The following is a 14993-nucleotide window of genomic DNA, read 5'->3' as shown; positions in this document are numbered from 1 at the left end:
CGCAGCGCCGCTTCTGTCGCCCAACGCAAGTCGTGCCGGCGGCCCGCAAGGTCGTTGTTCTGGCATGCTGTGCCAGTGGTGGTGCGGCTCCGGCTTGCTAGAGTCGCGGCACAAGAAGGACAACGGGAGAAACGCAATGCGGATTCTGGTAACGGGGGCGACGGGCTTCATCGGCGGGCGTTTCGCTCGCTTCGCCCTGGAGCAGGGCCTGTCGGTACGGGTCAGCGGTCGTCGTGCGGACGCGGTGGAGCATCTGGTGGCGCGGGGCGCCGAGTTCGTTCCCGGCGACCTCGCCGACCCGGCGCTGGTCCTGCGCCTCTGCGAGGATGTCGAGGCGGTGGTGCATTGTGCCGGCGCGGTCGGAGTCTGGGGGCCGCGCGAACGCTTCCTGGCGGCCAACGTCGGGCTTGCCGAGAGCGTCGTCGAGGCCTGCATGCGGCAAAAGGTGCGGCGCCTGGTGCATCTGTCGTCGCCGTCGATCTATTTCGACGGGCGCGACCACCTGGACCTGAACGAAGAGTACGTACCCCGGCGTTTTTCCGACCATTACGGGGCGACCAAGTACCAGGCCGAGCAACTGGTGCTCAGCGCCCGCGACCTGGGCCTGGAAGTGTTGGCGCTGCGTCCGCGCTTCGTGGTCGGTGCCGGCGACACCAGCATCTTCCCGCGAATGATCCAGGCCCACCGCAAGGGACGCCTGCGGATCCTCGGCAACGGCCTGAACCGGGTCGACTTCACCAGCGTGCACAATCTCAACGACGCGCTGTTCAGTTGCCTGCTGGCCGGCGAGCCGGCGCTGGGCAAGGTCTACAACATCAGCAACGGGCAGCCGGTACCGTTCTGGGATGCGGTCAACTACGTGATGCGCCAGCTCGACCTGCCGCCGGTCGGCGGTCACCTGCCGTATACCGTCGGCTATGGCCTGGCGGCGCTCAACGAAGGCGTCTGCCGGATCCTGCCGGGGCGCCCGGAGCCGGTGCTGTTCCGCCTGGGCATGGCGGTGATGGCGAAGAACTTCACCCTGGACATCAACCGCGCCCGCGAATACCTCGACTACGACCCGCGGGTCAGCCTGTGGACCGCGCTCGACGAGTTCTGCGCCTGGTGGCGCGCCCAGGGACTCTGATCAGCCGCGCAGCGGGCCGGCGTATTGTCGGCTCGGCGCCTGCGCGGGCAACAGGGAAGGTTCCGCCAGCGGCAGCGCGACCCCGCTGAGCCTGCCGAGGCGCTGTCCCAGCTCCCGCGTCGTCGCATCGCCGGAGCGGGCGCAGGCCGCCTGCATCGCGGCGACCGCGTCGCGTTGCTGGAAGTGGATATCCAGCGCCTGTTCCTCGCGCAGGCGTCGGCGCACGGCGCGCATGCAATCCAGCAAGGATTTGTTCAACTCCATGCATCCTCCGGCTCTCGAATCTGCCTGGCAAACCCCAGGCAAGCGACGTGCCATGCGGGCCGCGGGCCAGCGCCGGCGTGCGGGGCGGGGAACCGGCGGCGGCCCGCGGCGGTCTGTGCCGGACAGCGTTCGCTCCGTCTTGGGGCGCACGGCTTCGCGGTGGAGCGCCCCGGTCCGGCAATTTGCTTCGAGCAGACGCTGAAGGGGCGGGGCCGAACCGATATAATGCGCCATTCGGCCCTTTCTCCAGGCCTCCGGCAGGATGCCGTTCCCTTTCACAGGTTTTCACCATGCGTAACGATGCTTTCGACGAACTCGACGATGTGCCCAGCCTGACCACTGATGCCGCCGACCGCGACGAATTCGGCCACCACCCGCGGCACGTCTACGAACCGGAGCAGCGCCGGGTCGTCGACACCAAGGAGCGCCGTCCGGCCTCTACCGGCCCGCTCTGGGCCCTGCTCGGGGCGATGCTGATCGCCCTCGCCGGGGTGGGTTGGTGGAGCCACCAGCAAATCAGCCTGATGGAACAGCAGTTGGTGGCGACCCAGGAAAGCTTCGTAAGGATCAGCGAGGAAGCCGCCGGGCGCCTCGACGACATTCGCGGCAAGGTGGTCGCCAGCGAGTCCAGCGTCACCAGCGAACGCGAGGCGCTGCGCCTGCAGGTCAAGCAACTGCAGGAGAAACTCGGCAGCCAGGAACGCCAGCAGGCCGATGTGAGCAACCAGTTCGGCGGGCAGGGCAAACGCCTCGACCAACTGGCCAGCGATCTCAAGGCCCAGCAGGAAAGCGCGGCGCAACTGGTCGCGCAACTGGACGGCAAGCTGCAGACACTGGCCGCCGAACAGGAGAAGCTGAAAGCCCTGCAGGTCGAACTGGGCAAGACCAACGAGCAACTCAAGGCCCTCGGCGGCGATGTCGCGGCGCTGAAGAAGCAGGGCAACCCGAGCCAGACGATCAAGGGTATCCAGGACGACCTGCTGGTATTGCGCAGCCAGCTCGACAATCGCCCGGCCCAGGGCGGCAATACCGCCGAGTTCGACGCCTTCCGTACCCAGGTGATGCGCAACATCAACACCCTCCAGGCCCAGGTGCAGAACCTGCAGCAGCAGCTCAATACCCGCTGACCCCTTGCGCCGCCAGCCGCCCCGTCGCACCGGGCGCTGGCGGCGACAGTTCGCCGCGCCCGGCGAAAATCCCCGCTTCCATTGCTCTGGATCAGCGAATCCGCTGCTCCTCCGCTCCGATACTGCGTCCTTAAGCGAGCCTTAAGTGAGAGTCGTTTAGATTCTCGATCACCGGCCAGGGAGGCCATTGGTCCCTTCCTCCGCCTGGAATCCGCCATGAGCGCATTGCAACCGTCCCGTTCCTACCGCATCACCGGTTATTCCCCCGCCATCAGCAACGGCTATCGCCAACGCCTGTTCTCCATGGGGCTTCTGCCCGGCGCGGCGCTGCGCGTGGTGCGCATCGCCCCGCTGGGCGACCCGGTCCAGGTCGAGACCCGCCAGACCAGCCTGGCGCTGCGGCGCAAGGACCTCGCCCTGCTGACCCTCGTCCCGCTCGACTGACCCCGCCCGGAATCCCCATGACCGCATTGACCCTCGGCCTGATCGGCAATCCCAACTCCGGCAAGACCACCCTGTTCAACCAGCTCACCGGCTCGCGCCAGCGGGTCGGCAACTGGGCCGGCGTCACCGTGGAGCGCAAGGAGGGTGCGTTCCACACCGCCCGCCACGCGGTACGCCTGGTCGACCTGCCCGGCACCTATTCGCTGACCAGCGTTTCCGCCCAGGCCTCGCTGGACGAGCAGATCGCCTGCCGCTACATCGCCAGCGGCGAAGTCGACGTGCTGGTCAACGTGGTGGATGCGGCGAACCTGGAGCGCAACCTGTACCTCACGGTGCAGTTGCGGGAGATGGGCATCCCCTGCATCGTCGCGCTGAACATGCTCGACATCGCCCGTAGCCAGCGCATCCGCATCGATATCGACGGTCTGGCGCGGCGTCTCGGTTGCCCGGTGGTGCCGCTGGTGTCCACCCGCGCCGATGGCATCGACGAGCTGAAGGCGGCCATCGACGAGTTGCAGGTCCCGCAGGCGGCGCTGGCGGTGGACTACCCGCCGGCCATCCAGGCGCAGGTCGGCTACCTCCTGGAAACGCGCGCTCCGGCGGCCTCGGCCATCGAGCCGCGCTGGCTGGCGTTGCAGGCGCTGGAAGGCGACATCTTCAACGGCCCGGCGCTGGGCTTGCCGCCCGCCACCCTGGAACAGGCACGCCGGGGCTGCGGCGAGGAGCCCGAGCTGGCGATCGTCGATGCGCGCTACCGGCTGATCGGCGAGATCTGCGCGGCGGTCTGCGACCACCAGCAGGCGCAGCCGCACCGGCTGACCCAATGGCTCGACCGGATCGTCTTGAATCGCTGGCTGGGCCTGCCGATCTTCCTGCTGGTGATGTACCTGATGTTCTTCTTCGCCATCAACATCGGCGGGGCGCTGCAACCGATCTTCGACAAGGGCTCGTCGGCGATCTTCATCGATGGCATCCAGTGGCTGGGCATTCGCTTCGGCCTGCCCGACTGGCTCACGGCGTTCCTCGCCCAGGGCATCGGCGGCGGGGTCAACACGGTGCTGCCGCTGGTACCGCAGATCGGCTTGATGTACCTGTTCCTCTCGCTGCTCGAGGATTCCGGCTACATGGCCCGCGCGGCCTTCGTCATGGACCGCCTGATGCAGGCGCTGGGCCTGCCGGGCAAGTCGTTCGTGCCGCTGATCGTCGGCTTCGGCTGCAACGTGCCGTCGATCATGGGTGCGCGGACCCTAGACGCGCAGCGCGAGCGGCTGATTACCATCATGATGGCGCCGTTCATGTCCTGCGGCGCGCGCCTGGCGATCTTCGCCGTGTTCGCCGGGGCCTTCTTCGGCCAGGGCGGCGCGCTGGTGATCTTCTCCCTGTACCTGCTCGGCATCGTCGTGGCGATCCTCACCGGGCTGCTGCTCAAGCACACCTTGATGCGCGGCGAGGCCTCGCCGTTCGTCATGGAGCTGCCGCTGTACCATGTGCCACACCTTAAGAGCCTGCTGCTGCAGACCTGGTCGCGCCTGCGCGGCTTCGTGGTGCGGGCCGGCAAGGTGATCATCCTGGTCAGCCTGGTGATCGGCGGCCTGAACAGCATCACCCTCGACGGCAAGCCGGTGCAGGGCGACATCGGCCATTCCGCCCTGGCCAGCGTCAGCCAGCGTCTCACTCCGCTGCTGGCGCCGCTCGGGGTGCAGCCGGACAACTGGCAGGCCACCGTCGGCCTGGTCACCGGGGCGATGGCCAAGGAAGTGGTGGTCGGCACCCTGAACACCCTCTACACCGCCGAGCAGATCCAGGGCGAGGCCTTCGACTACGAAGGCTACGACCTGCCCGGGCAACTGCGCGACGCCCTGGTCGAGACCTGGGACGGCCTGGTCGATACCTTCAGCCTCAGCGTGCTGGCCAACCCGGTGGAGGCGAGCATGGCCGACGGCGACATGGAGACCGGCTCGATGGGCACCATGGCGAGCAAGTTCGGCAGCCCCATCGCGGCCTACAGCTACCTGGTCTTCGTCCTGCTCTACGTGCCCTGCGTGACCGCCATGGGCGCGATCGCCCGGGAAAGCAGCAAGGGCTGGATGGCTTTCTCGGTGCTCTGGGGGCTGAACGTCGCCTACTCGCTGGCGACCCTCTGCTACCAGGTCGCCACCTTCGCTGCGCACCCCGAGCGTAGCGTCCTGACCATCGCCGTGGTGCTGGTCTTCAACCTGATCCTGATGACCTGCCTGCGTCTGTTCGGTCGCGAGCAGGTACTGCAACTGCCAGGCCGAATGGCCGATGCCCCGAGCGGGCAGGGAGGATGTCACTGATGGCGACACTCATGCAGATCCGCGCCGCCCTGGAAGACGGCCAGGCGCGTGGGCTGAAACAGCTCAGCCGCCAGGTGGACGCGCCGCCGGCGCTGGTGGAGGCGATCCTGGAGCGGCTGATCGCGCTCGGCAAGGTCGAGCGGGTGGCTGCGCAAAGCTCGGGCGGTTGCGGCGGCGGTTGCAAGGGCTGCGCCCAGCGCGATCCGTGCGCGGAACCGGAGCCGTATTTCCGCCTGCGCTAGACGGGAAAAGCACAGAGCCCGCCACGGCAAGCGTGGCGGGCTCTTTCCTGGCTGGCGCGATCAGGCCAGGGTCGGATAGTCCAGGTAGCCTTCGGTACCGCCGGTATAGAAGGTCTCCGGGCGCGGCGGGTTCAGTTCGGCGCCCTGGCGCAGGCGTTCGACCAGGTCCGGGTTGGCGATGAAGGGGACGCCGAAGGCCACCGCATCGGCGTCGCCCTTGGCCAGGATGGCGTTGGCGCTGTCGAGGGTGAACTTCTCGTTGGCGATGTAGGGTCCGCCGAAGGCTTTCTTCAGGGCTACGCCGATGCTGTCGTCGGCCTGCGCTTCGCGGGCGCAGATGAAGGCGATGCCGCGCTTGCCCAGCTCGCGGGCGACATGGCTGAAGGTTTCCAGGCGGTTGGAATCGCCCATGTCGTGGGAGTCGGCCCGCGGCGCCAGGTGTACGCCGACGCGCTGGGCGCCCCATACGGAGATCGCCGCGTCGGTGACTTCCAGCAGCAGGCGCGCGCGGTTCTCGATGGAGCCGCCGTAGCGGTCGGTGCGCTTGTTGGTGCTGTCCTGGAGGAACTGGTCGAGCAGGTAGCCGTTGGCGCCGTGGATCTCCACGCCGTCGAAGCCGGCGGCCTTAGCCCGCTCGGCGCCCTGGCGGTAGGCCTCGACGATGTCGGCGATCTCCTCGGTGTCCAGCGCGCGCGGGGTGACGTAGGGACGCTTCGGGCGCACCAGGCTGACGTGCCCCTCGGCGGCGATGGCGCTCGGCGCCACCGGCAGCTCGCCATTCAGGTAGAGCGGGTCGGAAATCCGCCCGACGTGCCAGAGTTGCAGGAAGATGCGCCCGCCGGCGGCGTGCACCGCCTTGGTCACGTTGCTCCAGCCACGGACCTGGTCATCGGACCAGATGCCGGGGGTGTCGGGATAGCCTACGCCCATCGGCGTGACCGCGGTGGCCTCGCTGAGGATCAGGCCGGCATCGGCGCGCTGGGCGTAGTACTCGGCCATCAGGGCGTTGGGCACGCGGCCTTCATCGGCGCGGCAGCGGGTCAGCGGCGCCATGACGATGCGGTTGGGCAGCTCGAGGTCGCCGAGCACGATGGGATCGAACAGAGTAGCCATGGAACATCCTCCACTAGGGAATAGACGGACAGGGGATCAATCGAGGACCGGCTGCGCCTGGGCGCGGCCGTTTCCGGAAAAGGCGATCAGGGTGGCCAGCAGCGCCAGCGCGGCCAGCGCGGCGGCGGCCAGCGGCACGCGGGTCAGGCCCAGGCCGTGGTCGATGACGCTGCCGCCGACCCAGGCGCCGAGCGCGTTGCCGACGTTGAAGGCGCCGATGTTCAGGGTCGCCACCAGGTTCGGCGCGGCATGCCCGACGCGGACCACGTTGACCTGCAGCGCGGGCACCGCGGCGAAGGCGGCGGCGGCCCAGAAGAACAGGGTGATTTCCGCCGGCAGCAGGGCCTGGCTGGTCCAGCTGAACAGCGCCGAGACCAGCGCCATGGCGGCGAACACCGCGGCCATGGTGGTGCCCAGGCGCCAGTCGGCGAGGCGGCCGCCGATCACGTTGCCGACGGTCAGGCCGACGCCGATCAGCAGCAGGGTCCAGGTCACGCCGCGCGGGCTGACCCCGGTGACTTCGCCGAGCAGCGGCGCGACGTAGGTGAACAGGGCGAACATCGAGGCGGCGAACAGCACGGTGGTGCCCAGGGCCAGCCACAGCGACGGGTTCTTCAGCGCGGACATTTCCTGGCGCAGGTCGACCTTCTCTTCCTCGCGGTCGTTTGGCAGCACCCTGGCCAGGCCGACGAAGGCGGCGATGCCGATCAGGGTCACCACCCAGAAGGTCGCGCGCCAGCCGGCTTCCTGGCCGAGCGCGGTACCCAGCGGCACGCCGAGCACGTTGGCCAGGGTCAGGCCGGTGAACATCAGGGCCACGGCGGAAGCGCGGCGGTTCGGCGCCACCAGGCTGGCGGCGACCACCGAGCCGATGCCGAAGAAGGCGCCATGGCAGAGCGCGGTGACGATCCGCGCCAGCATCAGCAGGCCGTAGTTGGCGGCCACCGCGCAGAGCAGGTTGCCGACGATGAAGATGCCCATCAGCGCGAGCAGGGCTTTCTTGCGCTCCAGGCGGGCGGTGGCCATGGCCATCAGCGGGGCGCCGAAGGCCACGGCGAAGGCGTAGCCGCTGATCAGCCAGCCGGCGCTGGGAATGGATACCCGCAGGTCGCCGGCGACCTGCGGCAGCAGGCCCATGATGACGAATTCGGTGGTACCGATGGCAAAGGCGGATAAAGCGAGGACGAGAAGAGACGCCGGCATCGGTCGAGCTCCTGGACTGCGAGGTAGTGGGGTGGAAGCGAGTGCTGCTTACAGCTCGTCGCCGAGTTGGTCGAGGAAGGCCTGGATGGTCTCCTCGTTGCGCTTGAAGAAGTTCCACTGGCCGACCCGGCGGCTGGTCACCAGACCGGCGCGTTGCAGGGTGGCCAGGTGCACCGACACGGTGGACTGGGAGAGACCGGTACGCTGGTCGAACTTGCCGGCGCAGACGCCGATCTCGAACGGGTGATCCTGCTCGACGAAGTACTTCTCCGGTTCCTTCAGCCAGCGCAGCATGTCGCGTCGCACCGGGTGGGAGAGAGCCTTGATGATTTCGTCGATGTCCAGTGGCATGGCGGTGGTCCGTTGGCCGTCCATATCGGGTTGGGACGAACTATATATCGGTGTGGGACGATATGGGGATCGATTGCGACGATAGTCGCTATCGACAGGGCTGATGACGATGATCGAAACGACCGTTCCGTCCCTGGGGTAAGCTAGCCCGCATGAACTACCTCGCGCATCTCCACCTCGGCGGCCCGCAACCGGCCCAACTGCTCGGCAGCCTGTACGGCGACTTCGTCAAGGGCCGCCTGCAGGGACAATGGCCGGACGAGATCGAGCGGGCCATCCAGTTGCACCGGCGCATCGACGCCTTCACCGACAGCCACCCACTGGTGCATGCGGCCAAGCGGCGCTTCCCGCTGGAGCGCCGGCGTTTCGCCGGCGTCCTGCTGGACGTGTTCTTCGACCACTGCCTGGCGCGCGACTGGAACGACTACGCCGACGAACCGCTGCCGCAGTTCGTCGAGCGGGTCTACGGCACCCTGCGCACCGCCTCGCCGCTGCCGGAGCGCCTGGCGCGCATCGCGCCGCGGATGGCGGCCCAGGACTGGCTGGGCAGCTACCGCGAGTTCGCGGTCTTGCGCGAAGTGCTGGGCGGTATGTCGCGGAGGCTGTCGCGACCGCACCTGCTGGACGGTTCCTGGGAAGAACTGGCCCAGCGCTACGATGACCTGAGCGCGGATTTCCGCGCCTTCTACCCGCAACTCCAGGCTTTCGCCCTGAGCCAGCGCTGAGCCTGGCGCAGCGGCCATTGGCCCGGCCGGCGGAATCACCTATCAATTGTTTCAGTCCGAAGCATCCGCTTGATGCACATCAACCGGCAGCGGTCGCGTCGATCGTTCAATGGGGCCGACGTTCAACGCTCTGCCAATGGAGGTGGAAGATGAAACGAATCCTGGTGGCGACCGACCTGTCCTCGCGTTCCGAGCTGGCGGTCATGCGCGCCGCGGCGCTGGCCAAGGCGAGGAATGCCGAACTGACCGTGCTGAACGTGCTCGACGACGACCAGCCGCCGGTGCTGATCGCGCCGCAACGGCTGGCCATCGCCAACCTGCTGGAAGTGAACGGACAGGCCCTGAAGGAGCGCCTCGGCGTCGAGTCCAAGGCGATCGTGCGGGTCGGCGATCCGGTGGTGGTGATCAACGCGGTGGCCGAGGAGATCGGCGCCGACCTGCTGGTGATGGGCGCGCACCGGCACACGCCGCTGCGCGACCTGTTCATCGGCACCACCCTGGAGCGGGTGGTACGCAATGCGAAGATCCCGGTGCTGCGCGCGGCCGGTGCGCCGGAAGAGGAGTACCGCCGGGTGCTGCTGGCTCTGGACTTCTCGCCGACCTCGACGCGCGCGGTGCAGATGGCCGGCCAGCTCGGCTTCCTCGACGCCGCCAGCCTCACCGCGCTGCATGCCTTCGAGCCGTTCGCCAAGGGCATGATGCGTTATTCGGGGATCAAGGAAGACCGCGTCGAGCATTACGTCGACCAGGAGGAACTCAAGGCCAACGTCGAGCTGCGCGACTACGTCGCCGGCCTGGGGCTGGGCCGCGAGGACATCCAGTTGCGCGTCGGCGAAGGCTTGCCGATCAACGTGATCATGACCGAGGTACGCCGCCAGGCGCCGCAGTTGACGGTGCTCGGCACCCAGGGCCTGACCGGCTTCCGCCGCGCGCTGATCGGCAGCGTGGCCGAGGCGGCCCTCGGCGACCTGCCGTGCGACGTGCTGGCGGTGCCGCCCAAGCGCGATTAGGCGGCGCGTCGGGTTTGCGTAGGGGCGGCAGTGCCGAACAGCGCCAGGCGCACCGCCTGCTGGGCCTGGCGGGCCAGCTCGGCGCGGTCCAGGCCCTGGCTGGGGATCGGTTCCAGCAGCTGGATATGCACGCTGCCGCGCTCGCCGCGCAGCAGGCGGCCGAGGTGGCTGAGCAGGTCGTCGTCGCCGATGAACGGCGCCTGCGCATCGGGCACGCCGTCGCGGCGGTAGCTGATCGCCACCGGCTGCACCGCCACGCCGGCTTCCAGGGCGCTGGCCATCAGGCGACCGTGGAAGGTGCGCAGGCTTTCGCCGTTGGTGGTGGTCCCTTCCGGGAAGATCAGCAGGTTGCGTCCGCGGTGCAGCTGTTCGGCCAAGCGCTGGTTGATCAGCCGGCTGTCGCCCGAGCCGCGGCGGATGAACAGGGTGCCGGCCTTTTCCGCCAGCCAGCCGGCCAGCGGCCAGGCACGCACCTCGGCCTTGGACAGGAAGGTCAGCGGCGCCAGGGCGCCGAGCAGCGGGATATCGGTCCAGGACACATGGTTGGCTACCCACAGCATGGGTTGCCGGGGCGCTTCGCCGCTGACCCTGACCTCGAAGGGCAGGGCCGCGCAGAGGCGCGCCAGCCACCAGCGGGTCAGGCGCTGGCGCAGCGGCGTGACGTCGGCGCCGGGCAGCCGCTCGCGCAGGCTGACCCAAGCGGCCAGGCCCAGTCCGAGCGCGACCAGCCCGAGCAGGCGGGCGCTGCGCAGCAGCAGGCGCAGCCGCGCCATCAGACCGCCGCCTTGAAGTGGCGGGCGTAGCGCGGGCAGAGTTCGTCGCGCTTGAGCAGGATGAACACGTCGGCGACCTGGAAATCCGGGTCCCAGCAGGGCTCGCCGCAGATCTTCGCGCCCAGGCGCATGTAGGCCTTGAGCAGCGGCGGCAGCTCGGCGGTGAGGTTTTCCGGGACGTCCAGCGGCGGCAGAGGGTTCTTCGGCTCGGCCTGCAGGTAGTCGGTGCACAGGTAGCGTTCGCGCAGCCGCTGCATCACCGCCTTGGCCTGCATACCGCCGTCGCGCATGGGAATGCTGGCGCAGCCCATCAGGTAGCGGTAGCCGCCCTCGTTGAGGACCTCGGCGAGTTCGCCCCAGAGTACCGCGATGGTGGCGCCGTTGCGGTATTCGGGAGCGACGCAGGTGCGGCCGATCTCCAGGACCGGGCCGTGCAGGGCGTCGAGGCCGGAGAGGTGGAACTCCTCTTCGCTGTAGAAGCGCCCGAGGCGTTCGGCGGCGCGATGGTCGAGCAGCCGGGTGGTGGCCACCAGGGCGCCGCTGTCGAGGTCGCGGACGCCGATGTGTGCGCAGTGACGGTCGTAGTCGTCGCGGTCGAGGCCGTCTTCGGCGCCTTCGAGCTTGGCGTCGAACTCGGCGCTGAATACGCGGTAGCGCAGGGCCTGGGCCTCGCGCAGGGCGCGGGCGCCGTTCAGGCGCTCGGCCTTCAGGCGGCGTCCGGCGACGGGTTCGCGGGTAATGGCGGTCTGGGTCATGCCTGGGCCTCCTTGGGCCGGCGCCGCGGGTTGCGGCCGCTCGGCTTTGCTGTGCAAGCTCAGGCTAGGAAGGCGCGGTGTCACCCCTGTGACAGGGGCGTGATGCTTGTATGACATTGTCGCCGGATGTAACGCGCCGTTGTTCAACGCTGGCACCCTCGGCAGGATGCCGGTTCCGACACATTCCACACTGGAGTCCGCCATGTCCTGGCAACGCTTGCTCGGCCCGCTCGACCGCCTGCCCACCGAAGGCTCCCTGGAAGACTGGCACGCCGCCGCCCTGGCGCGCGCCGACGGTCTTGGCACCCTGGAGCGGGCGGTGCTCGGCGGACGATTGGCGGCGAGTCCGGGCCTGGCCTTCCTCGCCGGCTACCAGGCGGCCCTGCGCGCGCTCTGGCCGGCGGCGCCGGAAGGTCTCGGCGCGCTGTGCGTGACCGAGAAGCGCAGCGTGCGCCCGGCGGATCTGCAGACCCGCCTGGAGGGGCTGGTCCTGCATGGACAAAAGGATTTCGTCACCGCTGGCGACAGCGCCTCCTGGTGGCTGGTGGCCGCCCGCGACGAGGCACCGGGGCAGCCGCCGCGACTGTCGATGACGGTGGTCCTGGCCGGCGCCCCGGGGGCGCGCCTGGAGGCGTTGCCGGCGCTGCCGCTGATGCCGGATGTGCCGCATTCCCGCCTGTTGCTCGACGGTGCCCATTGCGAGCGCCTGCCCGGCGATGGTTGGGACGACTACGTCAGGCCGTTCCGCCTGCTGGAGGATGTCCATGTGCTGGCGGCGCTGGTCGGCTGGCTCTATGGGGTCGGCCATGAATGCGGCTGGCCCTCGCCGCTGCTGCTGCGCCTGGCCGGCATCCTCGGCGGCTGCGCCGAGGTCGCGCGGCATCCGGTCGCCTGCGTCGGCACCCAGGCGGTACTGGCTGGGCTGTTCGAACAGTTCTCGGCGCTGGAGGGGCAACTGGATGCCGCCTTCGCCGCCAACGCCTCGACCTGGGAGGCATTGTGGCAACGCGATCGCGGCTTGCTGGCGATTGCCAACGGGGCCCGCAAAGTTCGCCTGGAGAAGGCCTTGACCCGCCTCGGGCTTGACCCAGGTCAGTGAGGCGCCGCGCCGCAGGCGCTTACCCTGCGCAGCATCCGGCGAGGAATGCTCCTCGGCGCCTGCACAGAGTAGATTTCACCGACCATGCGACGCGAACCGATCGTGCTGTTCGACAACGGCAGCCACCAGTGCCTGTGTTTCGATGACCTCGTCAGCGGCGAAGGGGTCCAGTCCAACCAGTTCCTGATCGTCGACAACGGCCAGTACCTGCTGCTCGATCCCGGCGGCGACCTGACCTACACGCCGCTCTCGCTGGAATTGTCGAAACGCTTTCCGCTGCAGGAGCTGGACTACATCTTCGCTTCGCACCAGGACCCGGACATCATCGCCGCCCTCGACAAGTGGCTGCTGCACACCCGCGCCCGGGTGATCTGCTCCAAGCTGTGGGCGCGCTTCCTGCCGCACCTGACGGCCAACTACCTGGCGGTCAGCCATGGCATCAACACCTACGACCGGGTCATGCCGTTGCCCGACCGCGGCCAGGCGATCGCTCTCGGCGACTGCTCGTTGAAGGCGATCCCCGCGCATTTCCTGCATTCGGTGGGCAACTTCCAGCTCTACGACCCGGTGAGCAAGATCCTTTTCTCGGGCGACATGGGCGCCTCGCTGGTGGACGACGCCGCGCCGGTCAGCGATTTCGCCGCGCATATCCAGTACATGGACGGATTCCATCGCCGCTACATGGCGGCGAACAAGATCTGCCGCCTGTGGGCGCGGATGGTCCGGGACATGGATGTGGAGATGATCGTGCCGCAACACGGGCGGCCCTTCGTCGGCAAGGAAATGATCAGCGCCTTCCTCTACTGGATCGAGAACCTCGAGTGCGGCATCGACCTGCTCGGTCCGGACGACTACCGCATGCCCGGCTGAGTCCGCGCTTCCTGGCGTCATCGACGCCATGCTAGGGTTGCCCCTCGACCGTCGAGAGGGCCCGCCGATGCCCGCTTTGCCGTTGTCCCGCCGCGCCCTCGCCGCGCTGGCCCTGGTATTCGCCCTCCCTGCCCTGGCCGAAGACTGGCCCGACACCGACTGGCCCCGTGCCCAACAGCCCGCGGGGCCGGCGCTGGAGGCATTCGAGCGCTATGCCTTCGGCCGTCGCGACGATGTTCGTCGCAAAGGCATCCGTACCGACGCGGTAGTGGTGATCCGCGACGGTCGCCTGCTCTATGAGCGCTACGCCGGCCCGAGCCGTGCCGAGACCCCGCACCTTACCTGGTCGGTGAGCAAGAGCCTGCTCGCCACGCTGCTCGGCGTCGCCGAGGGCGAAGGGCGCTTCCAGCTCGACGACCCGGTGGCGCGCTACTACCCGCCGTTCGCCCGTCATCCCGAGGTGACGTTGCGCCACCTGCTGAACTGGTCTTCCGGGCTGGACTGGCAGGAGGACTACGAGTTCGCGCCATTGAAATCCTCCGTGGTGGCGATGCTCTACACCCGTGGGCGTGACGACATGGCCGGCTTCGTCGCCGAGACCCCGCCGGCCCGGCCGCCGGGCCGGCGTTTCCGCTACTCCAGCGGCGACAGCAACGTGCTGGCGGCGGCCCTCCACGGCATGCTCGGCGCGGACTATGCCGAGTACCCCTGGCGCGCGCTGTTCGAGCCGCTGGGCATCCGTTCGGCGGTATGGGAGCGAGACGCCGCCGGCACGTTCGTCGGCTCGTCGTACGTCTACATGAGCGCCCGCGACCTGGCGCGCGTCGGCCTGCTGATGCAGCGCCACGGGCGCTGGCGCGAGCGGCAACTGCTGCCGCTGGCATGGGTCGAGTTCAACCTGACGCCCTTCGCCCGCTACCGGCCGAGCGCGGAAGAGGAGGGCGAGGCGGTGCCGGGCGGCCAGTGGTGGTTGAACCGTGCGGTGAAAGGCGCGCGGGCGCCCTGGCCGGACGTCGCCGAGACCGCCTTCGCCGCGCTCGGCCACTGGGGCCAGGCGCTCTACGTGCTGCCCGAGGAGAAGCTGGTGATCGTGCGCTACGCCGACGACCGCGACGGGCGTTTCCGTCACAACGAATTCCTGCGCCTGGCGCAGGCGGCGTTCGCCGGGGAGGCGCGGCCATGATCCGTCGCCATCCCTTGCTCTTCCTGTTCGTCCTGGGGCTGCTCGCCGCCCTCGCGTGGGCCTGGCAGAACCGCATCCACCTGGCGGCCTTTCCCGCCATCATCGGCGCCTACACGGCCAAGGAGTACTGCTCCTGCCGCTACGTGATGGGGAACTCCGCGGACTATTGCCGGGCCTATACCCAACAGTACGTGCCGATCAGCGGCTTCTTCGACGACGAAGCCCGCCGCCGGGTGACCGCCCGCGGCCTCGGCAGTACGCAGACGGCCGCCTGGCTGGGCCCGCGCGAGGGATGCCGGCTCATGCCCGAGGCGGACAGGCTGCCGGACTGACCGGCGGCGCATGTCGGGGCGCGGGGCGAGGGACGGCGCCGGCCCGAAGCCGGAGGTG

Annotated in this window: 17 protein-coding genes; 11 read left to right on the top strand and 6 right to left on the bottom strand. The window is 68.8% G+C overall.

The window, feature by feature from the left end; translation table 11 throughout:
• Positions 1–136 precede the first annotated feature (136 nt).
• Positions 137–1126 carry an NAD-dependent epimerase/dehydratase family protein gene (locus VQ065_RS25030; protein ID WP_003093995.1) on the top strand — a complete coding sequence of 330 codons (990 nt, stop codon included), beginning with the start codon at positions 137–139 and terminating at the stop codon, positions 1124–1126.
• Here VQ065_RS25030 and VQ065_RS25025 read toward each other — a convergent pair whose 3' ends face one another.
• A complete protein-coding gene (locus tag VQ065_RS25025; RefSeq protein WP_003093992.1) occupies positions 1127–1390 on the bottom strand; it encodes a hypothetical protein in 264 nt (87 codons plus the stop codon). It lies immediately after the preceding gene.
• Between the two features lie 290 nt (positions 1391–1680).
• Here VQ065_RS25025 and VQ065_RS25020 point away from each other — a divergent pair, with 290 nt between their 5' ends.
• The 4 genes from VQ065_RS25020 (at position 1681) to VQ065_RS25005 (ending at position 5521) form a co-directional block, all read left to right on the top strand.
• Positions 1681–2517 (top strand): ATPase, encoded by an 837-nt coding sequence (locus VQ065_RS25020; protein WP_003093989.1) that lies wholly within the window; start codon positions 1681–1683, stop codon positions 2515–2517.
• 216 nt (positions 2518–2733) lie between these two features.
• Positions 2734–2961 (top strand): ferrous iron transporter A, encoded by a 228-nt coding sequence (gene feoA / locus VQ065_RS25015; RefSeq protein WP_003093986.1) that lies wholly within the window; start codon positions 2734–2736, stop codon positions 2959–2961.
• A gap of 17 nt (positions 2962–2978) precedes the next feature.
• Entirely contained in the window at positions 2979–5279 is a 2301-nt protein-coding gene (feoB, locus tag VQ065_RS25010; RefSeq protein ID WP_003093984.1) for a Fe(2+) transporter permease subunit FeoB, read from the top strand.
• Positions 5279–5521 carry a FeoC-like transcriptional regulator gene (locus VQ065_RS25005; protein ID WP_003093982.1) on the top strand — a complete coding sequence of 81 codons (243 nt, stop codon included), beginning with the start codon at positions 5279–5281 and terminating at the stop codon, positions 5519–5521. The genes feoB and VQ065_RS25005 overlap by 1 nt, the downstream gene beginning before the upstream one ends.
• Positions 5522–5581: 60 nt before the next feature.
• Here VQ065_RS25005 and VQ065_RS25000 read toward each other — a convergent pair whose 3' ends face one another.
• Genes VQ065_RS25000 through pyeR form a run of 3 tightly spaced genes read right to left on the bottom strand, consistent with a single transcriptional unit; the run spans position 5582 to position 8188 of the window.
• On the bottom strand, positions 5582–6634 hold the full coding sequence (locus tag VQ065_RS25000; protein WP_003093980.1) for an alkene reductase: 1053 nt from the start codon (positions 6632–6634) through the stop codon (positions 5582–5584).
• Between the two features lie 36 nt (positions 6635–6670).
• Positions 6671–7837: an MFS transporter gene (locus VQ065_RS24995; RefSeq protein WP_014603575.1), complete on the bottom strand. Its 1167-nt coding sequence runs from the start codon at positions 7835–7837 to the stop codon at positions 6671–6673.
• Positions 7838–7885: 48 nt separating this feature from the next.
• Positions 7886–8188 (bottom strand): ArsR family transcriptional repressor PyeR, encoded by a 303-nt coding sequence (pyeR, locus tag VQ065_RS24990; protein WP_003093978.1) that lies wholly within the window; start codon positions 8186–8188, stop codon positions 7886–7888.
• Between the two features lie 152 nt (positions 8189–8340).
• Between pyeR and VQ065_RS24985 the strand changes: the two genes are divergently transcribed.
• Complete coding sequence (locus VQ065_RS24985) at positions 8341–8913, top strand: acyl carrier protein phosphodiesterase (protein ID WP_003093976.1); 573 nt, start codon at positions 8341–8343, stop codon at positions 8911–8913.
• Positions 8914–9062: 149 nt separating this feature from the next.
• Complete coding sequence (locus VQ065_RS24980) at positions 9063–9923, top strand: universal stress protein (RefSeq protein WP_003093974.1); 861 nt, start codon at positions 9063–9065, stop codon at positions 9921–9923.
• On the opposite strand, the gene olsA is transcribed toward VQ065_RS24980, so the two are convergent.
• On the bottom strand, positions 9920–10696 hold the full coding sequence (gene olsA, locus VQ065_RS24975) for a lyso-ornithine lipid O-acyltransferase (protein ID WP_003112769.1): 777 nt from the start codon (positions 10694–10696) through the stop codon (positions 9920–9922). The genes VQ065_RS24980 and olsA overlap by 4 nt on opposite strands.
• The gene (gene olsB, locus VQ065_RS24970) at positions 10696–11451 is read right to left on the bottom strand and encodes an L-ornithine N(alpha)-acyltransferase (RefSeq protein ID WP_003093970.1); all 756 of its coding nucleotides are present in this window, start codon (positions 11449–11451) and stop codon (positions 10696–10698) included. Before olsB ends, olsA begins: the two co-directional genes overlap by 1 nt.
• Positions 11452–11653: 202 nt before the next feature.
• Between olsB and VQ065_RS24965 the strand changes: the two genes are divergently transcribed.
• The 4 genes from VQ065_RS24965 to VQ065_RS24950 all read left to right on the top strand — a co-directional run bounded on the left by VQ065_RS24965 (position 11654) and on the right by VQ065_RS24950 (position 14935).
• Positions 11654–12550, top strand: coding sequence for an acyl-CoA dehydrogenase family protein (locus VQ065_RS24965; RefSeq protein WP_003093969.1), 897 nt, complete (start codon positions 11654–11656; stop codon positions 12548–12550).
• A gap of 84 nt (positions 12551–12634) precedes the next feature.
• Positions 12635–13420, top strand: a complete 786-nt coding sequence (locus tag VQ065_RS24960) for an MBL fold metallo-hydrolase (RefSeq protein WP_003093967.1) — start codon at positions 12635–12637, stop codon at positions 13418–13420.
• A 67-nt stretch (positions 13421–13487) separates the two neighbouring features.
• On the top strand, positions 13488–14603 hold the full coding sequence (locus tag VQ065_RS24955; RefSeq protein WP_003093965.1) for a serine hydrolase domain-containing protein: 1116 nt from the start codon (positions 13488–13490) through the stop codon (positions 14601–14603).
• Complete coding sequence (locus VQ065_RS24950; RefSeq protein WP_003093963.1) at positions 14600–14935, top strand: hypothetical protein; 336 nt, start codon at positions 14600–14602, stop codon at positions 14933–14935. Before VQ065_RS24955 ends, VQ065_RS24950 begins: the two co-directional genes overlap by 4 nt.
• Positions 14936–14993: the final 58 nt, after the last annotated feature.

It is taken from the genome of Pseudomonas sp. KBN10P06128, from assembly GCF_037574945.1.
GTDB classification, from domain to species: Bacteria; Pseudomonadota; Gammaproteobacteria; order Pseudomonadales; family Pseudomonadaceae; genus Pseudomonas; species Pseudomonas aeruginosa.
Note: the sequence above shows the minus strand (reverse complement) of the source record. Positions and strands in the feature narration are given on the sequence as shown.